Annotated in this window: 12 protein-coding genes and 1 tRNA gene; 5 read left to right on the top strand and 8 right to left on the bottom strand. The window is 73.0% G+C overall.

Features of this window, described 5'->3' with window-relative positions; translation table 11 throughout:
• The first annotated feature begins 44 nt into the window (after positions 1-44).
• Entirely contained in the window at positions 45-1,274 is a 1,230-nt protein-coding gene (locus ACFV9Q_RS20240) for a CynX/NimT family MFS transporter (RefSeq protein ID WP_377235884.1), read from the top strand.
• A 42-nt stretch (positions 1,275-1,316) separates the two neighbouring features.
• On the opposite strand, the gene ACFV9Q_RS20235 is transcribed toward ACFV9Q_RS20240, so the two are convergent.
• From ACFV9Q_RS20235 to ACFV9Q_RS20225, 3 genes are all read right to left on the bottom strand, one after another.
• A tRNA-Thr gene (locus ACFV9Q_RS20235) sits at positions 1,317-1,392 on the bottom strand.
• 135 nt (positions 1,393-1,527) lie between these two features.
• Positions 1,528-2,376, bottom strand: a complete 849-nt coding sequence (locus tag ACFV9Q_RS20230) for a DsbA family protein (protein ID WP_377235883.1) — start codon at positions 2,374-2,376, stop codon at positions 1,528-1,530.
• A 121-nt stretch (positions 2,377-2,497) separates the two neighbouring features.
• The gene (locus tag ACFV9Q_RS20225) at positions 2,498-4,312 is read right to left on the bottom strand and encodes a protein kinase (protein ID WP_377235882.1); all 1,815 of its coding nucleotides are present in this window, start codon (positions 4,310-4,312) and stop codon (positions 2,498-2,500) included.
• 175 nt (positions 4,313-4,487) lie between these two features.
• Here ACFV9Q_RS20225 and otsB point away from each other — a divergent pair, with 175 nt between their 5' ends.
• The 3 genes from otsB to ACFV9Q_RS20210 all read left to right on the top strand — a co-directional run bounded on the left by otsB (position 4,488) and on the right by ACFV9Q_RS20210 (position 9,478).
• Positions 4,488-6,818 carry a trehalose-phosphatase gene (gene otsB, locus ACFV9Q_RS20220; RefSeq protein WP_377235881.1) on the top strand — a complete coding sequence of 777 codons (2,331 nt, stop codon included), beginning with the start codon at positions 4,488-4,490 and terminating at the stop codon, positions 6,816-6,818.
• A gap of 151 nt (positions 6,819-6,969) precedes the next feature.
• On the top strand, positions 6,970-8,088 hold the full coding sequence (locus ACFV9Q_RS20215) for an ABC transporter ATP-binding protein (RefSeq protein ID WP_377229164.1): 1,119 nt from the start codon (positions 6,970-6,972) through the stop codon (positions 8,086-8,088).
• Positions 8,089-8,233: 145 nt separating this feature from the next.
• Positions 8,234-9,478: a DUF4032 domain-containing protein gene (locus tag ACFV9Q_RS20210; protein WP_377229163.1), complete on the top strand. Its 1,245-nt coding sequence runs from the start codon at positions 8,234-8,236 to the stop codon at positions 9,476-9,478.
• A 14-nt stretch (positions 9,479-9,492) separates the two neighbouring features.
• Here ACFV9Q_RS20210 and rlmB read toward each other — a convergent pair whose 3' ends face one another.
• From rlmB to ACFV9Q_RS20185, 5 genes are read right to left on the bottom strand one after another with little or no spacing between them, the layout of a single operon-like run.
• A complete protein-coding gene (gene rlmB, locus ACFV9Q_RS20205; protein ID WP_377235880.1) occupies positions 9,493-10,491 on the bottom strand; it encodes a 23S rRNA (guanosine(2251)-2'-O)-methyltransferase RlmB in 999 nt (332 codons plus the stop codon).
• A 32-nt stretch (positions 10,492-10,523) separates the two neighbouring features.
• Complete coding sequence (gene cysS / locus ACFV9Q_RS20200) at positions 10,524-11,951, bottom strand: cysteine--tRNA ligase (protein ID WP_377235879.1); 1,428 nt, start codon at positions 11,949-11,951, stop codon at positions 10,524-10,526.
• Between the two features lie 20 nt (positions 11,952-11,971).
• Positions 11,972-12,430, bottom strand: a complete 459-nt coding sequence (locus ACFV9Q_RS20195; protein ID WP_377235878.1) for an SRPBCC family protein — start codon at positions 12,428-12,430, stop codon at positions 11,972-11,974.
• 17 nt (positions 12,431-12,447) lie between these two features.
• Entirely contained in the window at positions 12,448-13,698 is a 1,251-nt protein-coding gene (locus ACFV9Q_RS20190; RefSeq protein ID WP_377235877.1) for a low temperature requirement protein A, read from the bottom strand.
• Positions 13,699-13,731: 33 nt separating this feature from the next.
• Positions 13,732-14,961 (bottom strand): amino acid deaminase/aldolase, encoded by a 1,230-nt coding sequence (locus ACFV9Q_RS20185; RefSeq protein WP_377235876.1) that lies wholly within the window; start codon positions 14,959-14,961, stop codon positions 13,732-13,734.
• Positions 14,962-15,017: 56 nt separating this feature from the next.
• Between ACFV9Q_RS20185 and ACFV9Q_RS20180 the strand changes: the two genes are divergently transcribed.
• The gene (locus ACFV9Q_RS20180; protein ID WP_377229157.1) at positions 15,018-16,355 is read left to right on the top strand and encodes a D-arabinono-1,4-lactone oxidase; all 1,338 of its coding nucleotides are present in this window, start codon (positions 15,018-15,020) and stop codon (positions 16,353-16,355) included.
• Positions 16,356-16,370: the final 15 nt, after the last annotated feature.

Genomic DNA, 16,370 nt, shown 5'->3' with positions numbered 1-16,370 from the left:
GATTCCTTTCATCCAATCATCCTATGTATGCCAGAGTAGCGGTCATGCGCGTCGACCACCATGAATCCGCCCTGGGACCCGAGCTGAACGGCGCCGTGGAGACCCGGACGCCGGGTGTGGTCGCCGCCGGCGTCCTGCTCGCGGTCGCCGTGGTGCTGGTCGCCCTCAACCTGCGCCCGGCCATCACCGGCGTCGGCCCGATGCTCGAGGAGATGCGCGTCGACCTGGGCGTCCCCGCGGTCTGGGCGGGCGTGCTCACGACGCTGCCGACGCTGTGCTTCGCCGGCGCGGGCCTCGTCGCGCCCCTGCTCGCCCGCCGGGCCGGCATCGGCGCCGCCATCTCGATCGCGCTGACCACGCTCGCCGCCGGGCTCGTGCTGCGCGTGCTCGACGGCCCGGCCGTGGTGCTCGGCGGCACGCTGGTCGCCACCGCCGGGATCGCGCTGGTCAACGTGCTGATCCCGGTCGTCATCAAGGACTCCTTCCCGGCGCGCATCGGCGTCATGACCGGCGTCTACACGGCGGCCCTGCAGGGCGGCGGCGCGCTCGGGTCGGCGGTGACGCCGCAGCTCGGTGACGCGTTCGGCGGCTGGCGGCCGGCGCTGGGCGCCTGGACAGTACTGGCCGTCGTCGCGCTGCTGGTGTGGCTCCTCGCGGCCCGCGGCACCGGCCGGACGCCGCGGCCCGCCGGGACCGTCGACGGCGGCCGCTCGCTGCTGCGCAACCCCCTCGCCTGGATCGTCACCGGGTTCTTCGGCCTCCAGGCCTTCTACGCCTACGCGGCCATGGGCTGGTTCCCGCAGGTCCTGATGGACGCCGGCGTGCCGCGCTCCGAAGCCGGGCTGCTGATGGGCCTGGTCTCGCTGGTCGCCGTGCCGATCAGCCTGTTCGTCGCCCCGCTGGCCGCGCGCGGGCGCGGGCAGGGCGGGTGGATCATCACGCTCAGCGTCCTGGGTGTCGCCGGGACGGCCGGGCTCATGCTGGCCCCGGCCTGGGCGCCGCTGCTGTGGAGCCTGCTGGCGGGCCTCGGGATGAGCGTGTTCTCCCTCGCCCTGACCGTCATCGCGCTGCGCGCGCGGACCGGCGCCGACACCGCCCGGCTGTCCGGGATGGCACAGGGCTTCGGATACCTCTTCGCCGCGCTGGGGCCGTTCCTGTTCGGCCTGCTGCACGACGTCACGGGCGGCTGGGCGGTCCCGCTGGCGATGCTCCTGGCGGTGCTGCTGGCCCAGATGGTGTTCGGCGCACTCGCCGGACGGCGCCGGTTCGTCTGATCCCGGACAAAAAGGCCCGGGATCCTTGGGATCCCGGGCCTCTGGAGCCGCCTGTCGGGTTCGAACCGACGACCTTCCGCTTACAAGGCGGGAGCTCTACCAGCTGAGCTAAGGCGGCGGGCGGGGAACAGCCTAACGGTTCCTCCCGCCGGTGTCCGAGTCGATTCCGCGCGCGTCGCCGGGACGCCGCGGGGACACAGAGCGGCGGGGCCCCGGACCGCAGTCCGGGACCCCGCCGTCGACGTGCCGGGTACTACTCGGACGGCGACGGGGACGGCTCCTCGGAGCCGGCGGCCTCGCCCGTGATCGCCTGGGTCAGCGCGCCGGGCGTCTGCCAGTCGGTGAACCGCTCACCGTCGAGCAGGACGCTGGGCGTCCCCAGCTGACCGGTCTCGGGGTTGACCACGTCGGGGTCGTTGCTCGCGACCTCCGTGGCAGCCTTGACCCATTCCTCGTAGGTGTCCATGGCGTCGCCGTCGGTGATGCCCGCGGCGACGTCGGCCGGCACGCCCGCCTGCTCGGCGACCTGCGCGATCTGCTCGTCGGACAGACCCGCGGTGTTCTCCTCCGGCTGGCTCGCGAACATCGCGTCGTGGAACGCGGCGAACTGCTCGGGGGCGCGGTCGGCCACCCAGGCCGCCGCCGACGCCGCACGGGTCGAGTACTCGGTGCCCTGCGAGGCGCGGTCGAGGATCGAGACCGGGTGCACCACGAACGTGACGTCACCGGCCTCGCGCATCTCGGTGATGCTCGCGCTGTTGGTCTGCTCGAACTGGCCGCAGATGGGGCACATGTAGTCGACGTACACGTCGAGCGTCTTGGCCCCCTCGTTCGAGGTGCCCGCGGCGCCGTCGGCCCCCACGGGGATGCCGGTCTCCTGCACCACGCCGGCCGGGATGTTCTCGACCTTCTCCATGGTCGTCTTCTGCGACTCCATGAAGATCAGGACGACCGCCACGACCAGGACGATGACTCCGAGCCCGAGGAGTCCTAGCACGATCAGGCGGCTGCGCTTCTCGCGTGCCTGCTGCTTCTTCTGGAGAGCAAGGGCCTCGGCACGGGCCGCGTCGCGGCGCTGTGCCTTGGTCTGATTCGTCGACATCGGGGTCCTTCGAGATGCGGGCCAATGGGGCGAGGCGCGACACGCGCCTTCACCCAGCCTACTAGCGTCTGCTGGGAGACTGCTGAACGTTTCTGTACGATCCGGACACCCGGACCGGCGGTCACCAGGTGACGGCGGGCCGGTCGCCCAGCGGCCACCAGACGACGTCCACCGGGCTGCCGAACAGGGGCAGCGCGGCGAGCAGCGCGAGCGCCAGCACGACCAGGGTGACCAGCACCTTCGAGCCCTTGGTCGGGGCGATCCGGCGCAGCAGCGGCCCGGCCCCGACCCGGGTCCCGTACGACGCCGGGCCCCACCACGACACGACCACGGTGACCAGCATGCCGACAGCGAGCACCAGGCTGTCGACGATCGGCTGGTTCATGCCGCCCACGGACCGGGCCTCGACCGTCGGGATGGGCGCGATGATCACGTTGCCGGGCGCGAAGAGCATCAGGCCCAGCAGCACCAGGATCACCCCGGCGCAGATGCCGACGGCCACGGCGGGCAGCACGCCGAACACGGCGCGCACGAGGTGCCAGGGGGACACGAGGGTCGCCACCAGTGCGTCGCTGCGGCTCGGCCCGCGCCGCGCGCGGCGGCTGCGGAACTCGTCGACGGCGATGCCGGCCAGGCGGGTCACGACGAGCAGGGCCACGAGCACGGCGACGGCGGCGCCGGGCCGGGTCGCGGCCAGCGTCATGAGGGCGAGGGTGAGCGTCAGGAACAGCGTGCGGTAGCCGGTCACGCGCGCGGGGTTCACCGGCTCCGGCAGGAGGGCGGTCCCGCCCGACGTCGCGCCCGGACCCGGCGAGCCCACCGCCCGGCCCGTGACCGACCGGCCCTTGGCCCGGCCCGCGCCCTGCGCCAGGTCGCTCACGCCGCCCACGGGGTCGCGGGTGCGCGCGGCAGCGGCGGCTCCGGCCGCAGCACCGACCCCGGCGCCGCCGGCCGCAGCGGAGACGGGCCGCCGCCGGGGCAGCAGGCCCTTCGGCATCACGCGCGTCGAGCCGGCGTCCACCGCGGCCACGGTGGTGCCGTCGCCGGAGGGGTCGAGGACCGTCGTCTCCGGGCCGCCCTCCCCCGTCGTCGTGGCGACGAAGGCGTCCGACTCGGACTTGAGGGCCCGCGCCACCTCGTTCGGGCCCCAGCGTTCGGCGGGAACGGCCCGCAGCGCCGCCGCGAGCGCCCGGCCGGCCCGCGGCTGCAGCCCGTCGAGGTCGGCCTGGCCCTGCCGCGAGCGGCGCAGCACGAGCTCGGTGGGCCGTACGCCGAACGGCGCGCGGCCGGTGCCGGCGAACGCGAGGACGGCGGCCCAGGACCACCAGTCGGTGTCGGGTCCGGGCTCCGCGCCGTCGAGCAGCTCGGGCGCGAGGTAGCCGGGGGTGCCCATGACGAACCCGGTCCGGGTCGCCCGCACGTCGCCCGGGCCCTGCGCGAGCCCGAAGTCGATCAGGACCGGCCCGGTCCGCGCGATGAGCACGTTGGACGGCGTCAGGTCCCGGTGCACGACGCCGGTGCCGTGGACGGCCTCGAGGGCGTCCGCGAGCTGGTCGGCGAGCTCGAAGAGGTCGCGGGAGTCCAGGGGACCGCGCGCGTCGATCTCCTCCTCGAGCGTGGGGCCCTCGACGAGCTCGGTGACGATGAAGGCGTCGGGCCCCTCGAGCTCGGCGTCCAGCACCCGGGCCACGGCGGGGTGCCGGAGTCCCTGCAGCGCGGTGGCCTCGCGGCGCAGCCGCTCGCGGGCCGCCGGGTCGTCGAGGTGGCGGTGGAGCATCTTCAGCGCGACGGCGTTCCCGCCGTCGTCCTGCGCGCGGTAGACGGCACCCATGGCGCCCGACCCGATCTCACGCACGACCGTGTACCCGCCGAGCTTCGTACCGGCAGCGGGGCCGGCGCCGTGCGGGTGCGCGATCTGGGCCTCCACCTCCTCCATGAGGCACACCGTAGCCGTCACGGACGACGGATGCCCGCCAACAACCACGCCCTGACCAGCACCGCGACGCCTCGGCGTTCGAGTGGAACCGGACATCGTTACCCTGAGCAGGGAAGAGACCTCGTTACTCTTGACGCAGCAGAGCGAGAATCATCCACACATAAGGAGCAGTACATTGCCGGGTAAAGACGGGTACGATCTGGTCGTCGTCGCGAACCGGCTCCCGGTCGACTTCTCGGTCGGCCCCAAGGGCGACCTCACCTGGCAGCGGTCACCGGGCGGCCTGGTCACGGCACTCGAACCGGTCATGCAGGGCGCCGACGGCGCCTGGGTGGGCTGGTCCGGCGCCCCCGACCTCGCGCACGAGCCCTTCGAGGCGGACGGCATGCTGCTGGTGCCGGTCACGCTCAGCGCCACCGAGATCGAGCGCTACTACGAGGGCTTCTCGAACGCGACCCTGTGGCCGCTCTACCACGACGTCATCGCGCCCCCGGACTACCACCGCCAGTGGTGGGACGCCTACCGCCGGGTCAACCAGCGCTTCGCCGACGCCGCCGCCGAGCAGGCAGCGGAGGGCGCCGTCGTCTGGGTGCACGACTACCAGCTCCAGCTCGTCCCCCGCATGCTGCGCGACCTGCGGCCGGACCTGCGGATCGGGTTCTTCGACCACATCCCGTTCCCGCCGGTCGAGCTGTTCGCGCAGCTCCCGTGGCGACGGCAGATCATCGACGGTCTGCTCGGCGCGGACCTCGTGGGCTTCCAGCGCAACGGCGACGCCGCGAACTTCGTGCGCTCGGCGCGGCGGCTGACCGGGTTCACCACGCGCGGCCCCGTCATCACCATCCCGGACGCCGACGGGCGGCCCGGCCGGCACGTGCGCGCGTCGTCGTTCCCGATCTCGATCGACTCCCACCGGTTCGACACACTCGCGCGCACCCCCGAGGTCCAGGCCCGCGCCAAGGAGATCAAGGCGGACCTGGGCAACCCGGACACGCTGATGCTGGGCGTGGACCGCCTCGACTACACCAAGGGCATCCGGCACCGCATCAAGGCGTACGGCGAGCTGCTCGACGACGGCCGCCTCGACGTCGAGCACGCCACGCTCGTGCAGGTCGCGAGCCCCAGCCGCGAGAACGTGGGCGCCTACCAGGAGCTCCGTGAGCACGTCGAGGTGCTGGTGGGCCGGATCAACGGCGAGTACGGCGAGCTGGGCCACTCGGCGATCCACTACCTGCACCACTCCTACCCGCCGGAGGAGATGGCGGCGCTCTACCTCGCGGCCGACGTGCTGCTGGTGACCTCGCTGCGCGACGGCATGAACCTGGTGGCCAAGGAGTACATCGCCGCCCGCTCAGACGAGCGCGGCGCCCTGGTGCTGAGCGAGTTCACGGGCGCGGCCGACGAGCTCTCCCCCGGCCCCCTGCTGGTCAACCCCCACGACATCGACGGCATGAAGGACATCATCGTGGCCGCCGCGACCATGGACCCCCGGGAGCAGCGGCGCCGCATGCGGCGCCTGCGCCGCAAGGTCCTGGCCGACGACGTGGCCAAGTGGTCCGAGACCTTCCTCGGGGTGCTCACCGCCGTGCCGCCGCGGCCGCTCAGCGTGGACCCGCGCTCGACGGAGCCCCGGCACCAGAACCTCCGGGACGCGCTGACGGCTTTCGCCACCGTGCCCGACGGCATCCCCGCCAAGGGCCGGCTCGCGCGCATGGGCAACGGGAACGGACGCCGCAAGAAGCCGACGACGGGCTGGCTGCTCGCCTCCGACTTCGACGGGACGCTGGCGCCGCTCGTGGACGACCCCAAGGCGTCGACCATGACGCGCGCGGCGCGGACCGCGGTCGAGCAGCTGCACGCGCTGGCGCAGGAGGCGCCGGTGCGCCTCGCGTTCGTCTCCGGCCGCGACCTCTCCGACCTCGCCGAGCGCACGGTCGCCCCCGAGGGCACGTTCCTCGTGGGCAGCCACGGCGCGGAGGCCGGGCGGGCCACCGCCACCGGCGTCGACCAGGTGCCCTTCCACCTGACCACCGTGCAGTCCGGCCAGCTCGACGCGCTCGTCGCAGGCTTCGAGTCCGCGGTGTCCGGGCGCGAGGGGGCGTGGGTGCAGGTCAAGCCCGCGGCCGCCGTCGTGCACACGCGCCTGGCGAGCGTGGACGACGCCGCCGCCATCACCGTGGCCGCCGACGAGGTCGCGGCCAACCTGGGCCTGCCCGTGATGCACGGCAAGGACGTGGTCGAGGTGTCGGTGGTGACCACCAGCAAGGGCGAGGCGCTGCGCCGGCTGCGCGGCACCGTGGCGGCCGAGCTGGGCGTCGAGAAGGTGCGCGTGCTGTACGCGGGCGACGACACCACCGACGAGCAGGCCTTCGGCGCGCTCGAGTCCGGCGACCTGTCGATCAAGGTGGGCACGGGCGACACCCTCGCCTCCCACCGCGTGCCCGACCCGGACGCGCTCGCCGCCGTCCTGGCCGGCCTCGCCCGCACGTTGCGCGGGGAGGACTGACCCGTACGTGACCCGGTCGATACCGCGGCCTTGACCAACCGGGGTACGATCGCGCTGCAACAGTGTCACCGCCGACACGCGAGTGGAAGCAACGGCACCCGACCACAACGGATCGTCCGGCACGTACCTGCCGGTGGAGGGATGTTTTCTCATGGCTACGGTCACTTTCGACCACGCGACGCGCGTCTACCCGGGCACGGAGCGCCCGGCCGTCGACCAGCTGAACCTGGAGATCGAGGACGGCGAGTTCCTCGTCCTCGTCGGCCCGTCCGGCTGCGGCAAGTCCACCTCGCTGCGCATGCTCGCGGGGCTCGAGGACGTCAACGGCGGGCACATCTTCATCGGTGACCGCGACGTCACCGACGTGCAGCCCAAGGACCGCGACATCGCGATGGTCTTCCAGAACTACGCGCTCTACCCGCACATGTCGGTGGCGGACAACATGGGCTTCGCGCTGAAGATCGCCGGCACGCCGAAGGCGGAGATCCGCCAGCGTGTCGAGGAGGCCGCGAAGATCCTCGACCTCACCGAGTACCTCGACCGCAAGCCGAAGGCCCTCTCCGGTGGCCAGCGTCAGCGCGTCGCCATGGGCCGCGCCATCGTGCGCCAGCCGCAGGTGTTCCTCATGGACGAGCCGCTGTCGAACCTCGACGCCAAGCTCCGCGTCCAGACCCGTACGCAGATCGCGTCGCTGCAGCGTCGCCTGGGCGTCACCACGGTCTACGTGACCCACGACCAGACCGAGGCCCTCACCATGGGCGACCGCATCGCGGTCCTCAACGGCGGCATCCTGCAGCAGGTCGGCACCCCGCGTGAGATGTACGACCGCCCGAACAACGTGTTCGTCGCCGGCTTCATCGGCTCGCCCGCCATGAACATCGGCACGTTCGACGTCAAGGAGGGTGGCGTCAAGGTCGGTTCGGCCAGCGTCCCGCTCGAGCGCTCGATCGCGAGCAACCTCAGCGAGGCCGACGGCGGCAAGGTCACCCTGGGCTTCCGTCCCGAGGCCCTCGACGTCGTCCCGTCCGGCACCGCCGGCTCGTTCGAGGTCGAGGTCAACCTGGTCGAGGAGCTCGGCTCCGACGCCTTCGTCTACGGCTCGCTCAAGGGCGACGCCGCCGACGTCGACCTGTCCGCCGGCGACACCAACCAGGTCATCGTGCGCATCGACCCGCGCGGTGTGCCGGACAAGGGTGACGTCATCTCCGTCGCCATCCAGGCCGGTCACTCGCACGTGTTCTCCGCGACCTCGGGTGAGCGTCTCGGCTGATCCGAGCTTCCCTCGCCGAGGTAGAACCGTGGCGAAGTAGAACTGTGGCGAGACAGGACGTCAGCACCAGCCGACGTCCCGTCTCGCCACAGTTCTATCTCGCCGTAGTTCTACCTCGGCGCTCCCGTCATCCAGAATGGTGCCCATGCCCCAGCAGAACCTCCAGATCACCGCGGTCGCACCCGACCCCACTCTGCTGGACCTCCCCTGGCACATCCCCCTGGCCGAGTGGCCGGACGAGGTGCTCGCCGCCCTGCCCCAGGGCATCTCTCGGCACGTGGTCCGCTTCGTCAACCACGGCGGCCGGGTGCTGGCGATCAAGGAGATCGGCGAGACCGTCGCCTACCGCGAGTACGCGCTGCTGCGCCAGCTGCACCGCATCGAGGTGCCGTCGGTCGTACCGGTCGGCGTCATCACGGGCCGCAGCGCGCCCGACGGCGAGCGGCTCGAGGCCGTGCTGATCACCGAGCACCTGCCGTTCTCCCTGCCCTACCGCGCCCTGTTCAGCCAGGACCTGCGCCCCGACACCGCCACGCGGCTCATCGACGCCCTCGCGGTGCTCCTGGTGCGCCTGCACCTCGTCGGCTTCTACTGGGGCGACGTCTCGCTGTCCAACACGCTCTTCCGGCGCGACGCCGAGACCTTCGCCGCGTACCTGGTCGACGCCGAGACCGGCGACATGCACCGCCAGCTCACGGACGGCCAGCGCAACTACGACGTCGACCTGGCGCGCACCAACATCATCGGCGAGCTGATGGACCTGGCCGCCGGCGAGCTGCTCGACGAGGACGTCGACGAGGTCTCCATCGGCGACGCCCTGGTGGAGCGCTACCAGGAGCTGTGGGCCGCCCTGACCATCTCGGAGGCGTTCGACTCCGAGGAGCGCTGGCGCGTCGCCGCCCGCATCGAGCGGCTCAACGACCTCGGCTTCGACGTGGGCGAGCTGGAGATCACCACCGACATCGACGGCACCAAGGTGCGCATCCAGCCCAAGGTGGTCGACGCCGGGCACCACTCGCGCCGGCTGCTGCGCCTGACGGGCCTGGACGTGCAGGAGAACCAGGCGCGCCGCATGCTCAACGACCTCGACAGCTTCCGTGCCGCGACCGACCGGCAGAACGACCAGGAGCAGATCGTGGCGCACGCCTGGGTCCGCCAGGTCTTCCGCCCCACGATCGACGCCGTGCCCCGCGAGATGCGGCGCAAGCTGGAGCCCGCGCAGCTCTTCCACGAGATCCTCGACCACCGCTGGTTCATCTCCCAGCAGGCGCAGCGGGACATCCCGCTGCCCGAGGCCGCGACGTCCTACGTGGAGAACGTGCTGCGGCACCGGCCCGACGAGGACGCCCTGCTCGGCCTCGCACCGGGCGAGGCCGAGCAGCAGGCCTAGCAGGCCTAGCGGGTCTAGCCGGCCTGGCCGGCCTCGCCCCGCTGCTTCGCGACCTCGTACAGCGTGATGCCCGCCGCCACCGCGGCGTTCAGCGACTCCGTCGTGGCCGCGATCGGGATCGAGACCACCGCGTCGCACGTGTCGCGCACGAGGCGGGACAGGCCCTTGCCCTCCGAGCCGACCACCAGCACCAGCGGGTCGTTCGCGTACGCGAGCTCGCCCACGGGCATGTCGCCGCCCGCGTCGAGCCCCACCACGAAGCAGCCGGTCTTCTTCAGCTCGGCGAGCTCGCGCGCCAGGTTGGTCGCACGCGCCACGGGCACGCGCGCGGCGGCGCCCGCGGACACCTTCCACGCCGACGCCGTCACGCCTGCCGCGCGGCGTTCAGGCACCAGCACGCCGTGCGCGCCGAACGCCCCGGCGGACCGCAGCACGGCCCCGAGGTTGCGGGGGTCGGTGACGCCGTCCAGCGCGACGATCAGCGGGTGCTCCCCCGCCTCGGCCGCGACGTCGAGCAGGTCGTCGGCGTCCTTGTAGTCGTAGGCCGGCACCTTCATCGCGACGCCCTGGTGCACGGCGCCGTCGGTGATCTTGTCCAGGTCGAGGCGCGACGCCTCGAACATCGGCAGGCTGCGCGTGTGCGCGATCTCCAGGATCTCCTGGGTGCGGTCGTCCGACTCCAGGCGCGAGGCCAGGTAGATGCCCTCGGTGGGCATCTCCGCGCGCAGCGCCTCCAGCACGGCGTTGCGGCCGGCGACGACCTCGGCCGCCCCGGCGCCCTTGCGGCCTGCGCCGCGCCCGCCCGGGCTGCCCGGACGGCGTCCGGCCGCGGTCGCCCGCTTCTCGGCCGCGACCTTGCGCTGGTGCGCGGGGTGGTACGTGCGGTCCTCCGCCTTGGGCGTCGGGCCCTTGCCCTGCAGCCCCTTGCGGCTGTGTCCGCCGGTGCCGACCTGCGCACCCTTCTTGGAGCCGGCCTTGCGCACCGCTCCGGCGCGCTTGGAATTGCCTGCCATCTTTGTTTCTCGTCTCTAGCCGGGGTGTCAGATCAGGAGAGGGACCAGCGGGCCCCGTCGGCGTTGTCCTGGACCTCGATGCCCGCGGCCGCGAGGCGGTCCCGGATCGCGTCGGAGGTGGCCCAGTCCTTCGCGGCACGCGCCTCCGCGCGCGCCTTGAGCTCCGCGGCCACGAGGCCGTCCAGGGCCGTCGCGTACCGGTCGTCGCCCGACGTCGACCACCGCGGGTCGGCCGGGTCCAGGCCCAGCACGTCCAGCATCGCACGGAGCGTCACCAGCTCGTCGCGGACGGCGGCGTCGCTCCCGGAGGCGAGAGCCGTGTTGCCGGCCCGCAGGTGCTCGTGCACGACGGCGAGCGCCTGCGGCACGTTCAGGTCGTCGTCCATCGCGGCGGCGAACGCCTCGGGGACCTCCGCCTTGGCGACCTCCTCGGCCGGGACGTCGCCCACCCGCTCCGAGGCGCGCGTGACGAAGCCGGACAGGCGCTCCCACGTGGTGCGCGCCTCGTCCAGCGTGTCGGGCGCCCACTCGAGCATGGACCGGTACTGCACGGCCGCCAGCGCGTAGCGCACCACGGGCGCGGGCGCCTGGGCCAGCAGCTCGCTGACCAGCAGCCCGTTGCCCAGGGACTTCGACATCTTGACGCCGGCCTGGGTGACCCACGCGACGTGCATCCAGCGCTGCGCGAACCCGTAGCCCGCGGCCCGCGACTGCGCCTGCTCGTTCTCGTGGTGCGGGAACCGCAGGTCGAGGCCGCCGCCGTGGATGTCGAACGTCTCGCCCAGGTAGCGGCGGGCCATCGCGGAGCACTCCAGGTGCCAGCCCGGCCGGCCGCGGCCGAACGGGGTGTCCCAGGACGCCGACTCCGGCTCGCCCGGCTTGGCGGCCTTCCACAGCGCGAAGTCGTGCGGGTTCTTCTTGGCCGCGGCGGCGGATCCTGCCGTGACCTCCGCGCCCTCCTCGGGGCTGAGGTCCTCGACCCGCTGCCGGGTCAGCTCGCCGTAGGCGGGCCAGGAGTGGACGTCGAACCAGACGTTGCCCTCACCGGTGGTGTAGGCGTGGCCCTTCTCGACCAGGCGCTCCATGAGCGCGACCATCTCGGGCACGCTCCCGGTGGCCCGCGGCTCGTAGGTGGGCGGGATGACGCCGAGCGCGTCGTACGCCTGGGTGAACACGCGCTCGTACAGCGCGGCGTGCGCCCACCACTCCCGGCCGGCGGCGGCCGACTTGGCCAGCACCTTGTCGTCGATGTCGGTGACGTTGCGGATCAGGGTGACCTTCAGGCCCCGCCGGGTGAGCCACCGGCGCAGCACGTCGAACGCGATGACCGGGCGCAGATGGCCCACATGTGGGGGTGCCTGCACCGTGGCGCCACACAGGTAGATGCCGACCTCGCCCGGGGTGATGGGGTTCAGGTCGCGCACCTCGCGCGCAGCGGTGTCAAACAGGCGAATAGTCACCTGTCAAGGGTACCGGCGCTTCAGCTTCCCGCCTCGACAATTGCCCGGGCTCGTTCCAGGGTCTGCCGCATGCCGCGGACGTTCACCCGGCGCCGGTGCCAGCCGGCCAGCGCCCAGTACACGCGGGCGACCCCGCGCTGCTCCAGCTCGAACGACTCGGTGACGTCCGTGCCGCCGTCGGCGGGTGCCAGCCGGTAGCGCCAGTTGTTCAGGCGCCGCCCGCCCAGGTACACGGTGAAGCCGAAGTCGCTGGCCGGCTCGCAGTGGGTCACCTTGCACTGGGACCAGTACACGGGTCCCACCCCGTTGCGCCGCACGTGCCCCCGGAAGTGGGCGCCGACGGCGGGTCCGGTCGCGCCGTCGGTCCATTCCGCCTCGAAGGTCTCGGGACTCAGCTCGCCCACCCGCGTGACGTCGCTGAGCAGGTCCCAGACCCGCTCGGGGGAGGCGTCCATGTGCACCGTCACCGCTGCTCGCATCCGTGCAGGCTAGCGGTCTAGGTGGCATCGGAGAGCACGCGCGCCACGTGCTGGTGCCCGCGCACCTCGTACCCGACGACCGACACGGCGGGGGCGAGCATGACCAGGAGCAGGGCCCACGCCATGCCGAGGCCCGCCGCCGCGACGGCGACCGCCACGGCGAGCACCGCCACGGTGCCGATCACGAGGTACAGGTGCAGGGGGCTGAACGACCGGGACAGGACCCAGAACTGCGTGTAGTCGGCCACCACGAACACGAGCACCGGCACGGCGACCGCCAGCACCGTCGCGACGGGGCCGAGGTGCGACTCGTGGTCCAGGTAGTAGCCCGCGACGTGCAGCCCCGCCCCCACGCCGGCGAGCGCCGCGAAGACCACGATGTTGCCGTAGCCCCAGCTGAACGACCGCTCCCGGTGCCGGTGCAGCAGCTCGGCGTCCGGCGTGAGGTAGTACGTCCACCAGAGGCCGAAGGTGAGGCCGGTGCCCGCGAGCGCGACCAGGGCGGCGTCGAGCGTCCAGCCGGAGCCCTCGACGACGGCGGACAGCGACGCGACGGTGCCGATCACGCCCTCGCCGAGCGTGATGATGGCCAGCAGCCCGTAGCGCTCGGCCATGTGGTGGGCGTGCCAGGGTGTGCTCTTCTGGCCGGGGCCGGCCGTGCGGAACCGCTCGGCGATCAGCGGCCCCGCCATCTCCGCGGCGCCCAGCAGCACGCCGCCCACGAGGAAGACCGGGACGGTCACGGGCGCGACGGCCAGCACGGCCCAGCCGATCTGCGTGATGACCAGCGTGCGCACGTACGCCATGCAGGTGGCGCGGTACTCGGGCGCCTGCCGGGCCGCGCGCAGCCACTGCACGAGCATGGCCAGCCGCATCACGATGTACCCGGCGACCATGACCTCGTTGTGCACGCGGTCGCCCTCGTCGAGGGAGCTGAACATCGCGGGCAGGCCGAGCGCGAGGATCACGACGCCGATCATCTGCACCATCGTGGTGACGCGGTAGAACCAGTCGTCGGTGTCGAAGGCGGAGGCGAACCAGGTGAAGTTGATCCACGCCCAGCAGATGGCGAACATCGAGAACGCGAACCCGACGATGCCCGACGCGACGTGCCCCTCCGCGAGGAGGTGGGCGCCCTGCTCGCCGGCCACCCCGAACGCGACCACGAACGTGAGGTCGAAGAGCAGCTCCAGCGGGGTCGCCGTGCGGGCCGGCTCGTGCGGGTCGCGCCCCGTCATCGGCCGGGTGCGGTGGTGCAGTGTGGGCATGGGCTTGTTCTACCCGATGGCCCGTCCCCCGGCCTACCCGAAGTTCTTGTGCTCGCCCCGGTAGCTGGGCACCGTCTCGGTGATCTCGGAGCCTCGCACGAGGTGCACCTGGTCGAACCGCTCCATCATCTCGCCGGCCTTCGCGTGCCGGAGCCAGACGCGGTCGCCCGTGCGGAGGGGAGCGCCGTCGGCACGCGTGGCCCGCAGGGGCGTCTGGACCTCGCCCGCGCCCTCGGTCCCGCTCAGCGTGTATCCGGGCGTGAACAGGCGCGGCAGCCGCGCCTTGCCCGCCTGGCCCGACGCCGCGTACCCGCCCGCGAAGGCCGTGACCCAGCCGGGAGCGGGCTCGCGCACCACGTCGAGCCCGAAGAACGCCGCCGGACGCGCCTCGAAGGAGCGGTAGCCGTCGAACAGGCCGGGCGCGAACAGCCCGGAGCCGGACGTCACCTCGGTGACGCCGGGGGCGCTGCCGCTCACCTCGATCGAACCGGTCCCGCCCGCGTTGACGAGCTCGACGTCCTGCCCCACGGCGTCGCGAACGGCCGCGAGGATGCGCACCCGGCGGTCGTTGACCTCGCGCATCGTGAGTCGCTTGACGAGCCGGACGGCGGGGCTGGTGTCCGGCAGGCCGGCCACCTGGGCCTCGTAGAACATCAGGCCGCGCACGGCCAGCCCCCTGGCCTGGGCCACGGTGGCGAGGGCGGCGACGTCGCCGGGCTCGCGCAGGGGCGAGCGGCGCACGCCGAGGTGCGCCGTCAGCGGCCCCACGCCGACCCGCAGCGAGCAGTCGACGTCCAGGCAGACCTGGATCGGCCGGCCGGCGGCCGTGCCCGCCGTGGCGGCGGCCGGACCGCCCGCGCCCACGAGCTCCTCGGCCTCGGCGATCAGCCCGAGGTGCGCCACGTCGTCGACCATCAGGGTGATCTCGGCGCGCGCGGCGGGATCGGCCGCCAGCGTGGCCAGGGCCTCCCCGTCGACCGTCGGGTAGCCCACCAGCACGTCGCGCACACCCGTGCCGACCAGCCACAGCGCCTCGCGCAGCGAGTAGGCCATGACGCCGGCGAACCCGTGGCCGAGCGCCCGCTCGACCAGCGAGCGCACGCGCACGGACTTCGACGCGACGCGGACGGGTACGCCGTCGGCCCGCTTGAGGATGTCGAGCGCGTTGGTGTCGAACACGTCCAGGTCGACCACGGCGACCGGGGCCGGCAGGCCGGACGTGGCGGCGGAAAGCCGCGCGGCGGTGTCTGCTGCGGAGCTCATGCCCGAACGCTACTCCGGTTCTGTCCAGCAGCGCGGGCCCGTGGGATAGTGCTCCGGTGATCTGGACGAACTGGGCACGCAACGTGACCGCCACGCCCGCGCGGCTGGAGCAGCCGGCCTCCGAGGACGAGCTGTCCGACGCCGTGCGCCGCGCCGTGAAGGACGGGCACCCCGTGCGCGCCGTCGGCGCCGGGCACTCGTTCATGCCGGCGGCGGCCACGGACGGCGTGCTGCTCAACCTCGACCACCTCGACGCCCTGCACCGTGTCGAGCGCGACCCCGACACCGGGCACGCCCTGGTCACGGTGGGCGCGGGCATGCGGCTGCACCAGCTCAACCAGATCCTGGCCGAGCGCGGGCTGGCCATGCAGAACCTCGGCGACATCGACCGGCAGTCGGTCGCCGGCGCCATCTCGACGGGCACGCACGGCACGGGCGCGCGGTTCGGCGGGCTCGCCACGCGCGTCCGGGCGCTGACGGTCGTGGGGCCCGACGGCGACGTCGTCCGCGCCGCGCCCACCGAGCGCCACGACCTGTTCGAGGCCTCCCGCCTCGGCCTCGGCGCCACGGGCGTGCTGAGCACCGTGACCGTCGAGGCGGTCCCGGCGTTCGACCTGCAGGCCGTCGAGGAGCCCTGGCCCCTGGACCGGGTCTTCGAGGAGCTCGACGACCTCGTGGCGGGCAGCGACCACTTCGAGTTCTACTGGTTCCCCGCCACGCGCCGCGCCCTGACCCTGCGCAACACCCGGGTCGACGCCGGGGTGAACGCGGGGTCGGGTCTCGCGCACTCCCTGCGGAAGGCGGCCGGGGCGGCCCGCTCCTTCCTCGACGAGGAGGTGCTGTCGAACGCGCTCTTCGGGACCGTCAACCAGATCGCGACCCTGATCCCGGCGGCGACCCCCACGCTGAACGCGATCTCGGCCCGCGCCCTGAGCGCCCGCCGGTACACCGCGCCGTCGCACCAGGTGTTCTGCACCCACCGCCGGGTGCGGTTCCGCGAGATGGAGTACGCGGTGCCGCGGGCTGCCGTGGTCGACGTGCTGAACCAGCTCGACGCCTGGCAGCGGTCCACCGGCGAGAACGTCCCGTTCCCGGTCGAGGTGCGCTTCGCCCCCGCCGACGACGTGTGGCTCTCGACCGCGTACGGCCGCGACACCGCGTACGTCGCCGTGCACCAGTACTGGCGGCTGCCGTACGCGCGGTACTTCGACGCCGCCGAGCAGATCTTCACCGCCGCGGGCGGGCGCCCGCACTGGGGCAAGATGCACACGCGTGACGCCGACTACCTGGCGGGCCAGTACCGCCGCTTCGGCGACTTCCGGCGGGCGCGCGAGGCGGCCGACCCCGAGGGCGTGTTCGCCAACCCGTACACCCAGCGGGTCTTCGCGATCTAGGCCCGGGCGCCCGGG

Source organism: Promicromonospora sp. NPDC059942, from assembly GCF_042731755.1.
In the GTDB taxonomy this organism is placed as follows: domain Bacteria; phylum Actinomycetota; class Actinomycetes; order Actinomycetales; family Cellulomonadaceae; genus Promicromonospora.
This window is presented reverse-complemented; position numbering and strand designations above follow the sequence as displayed.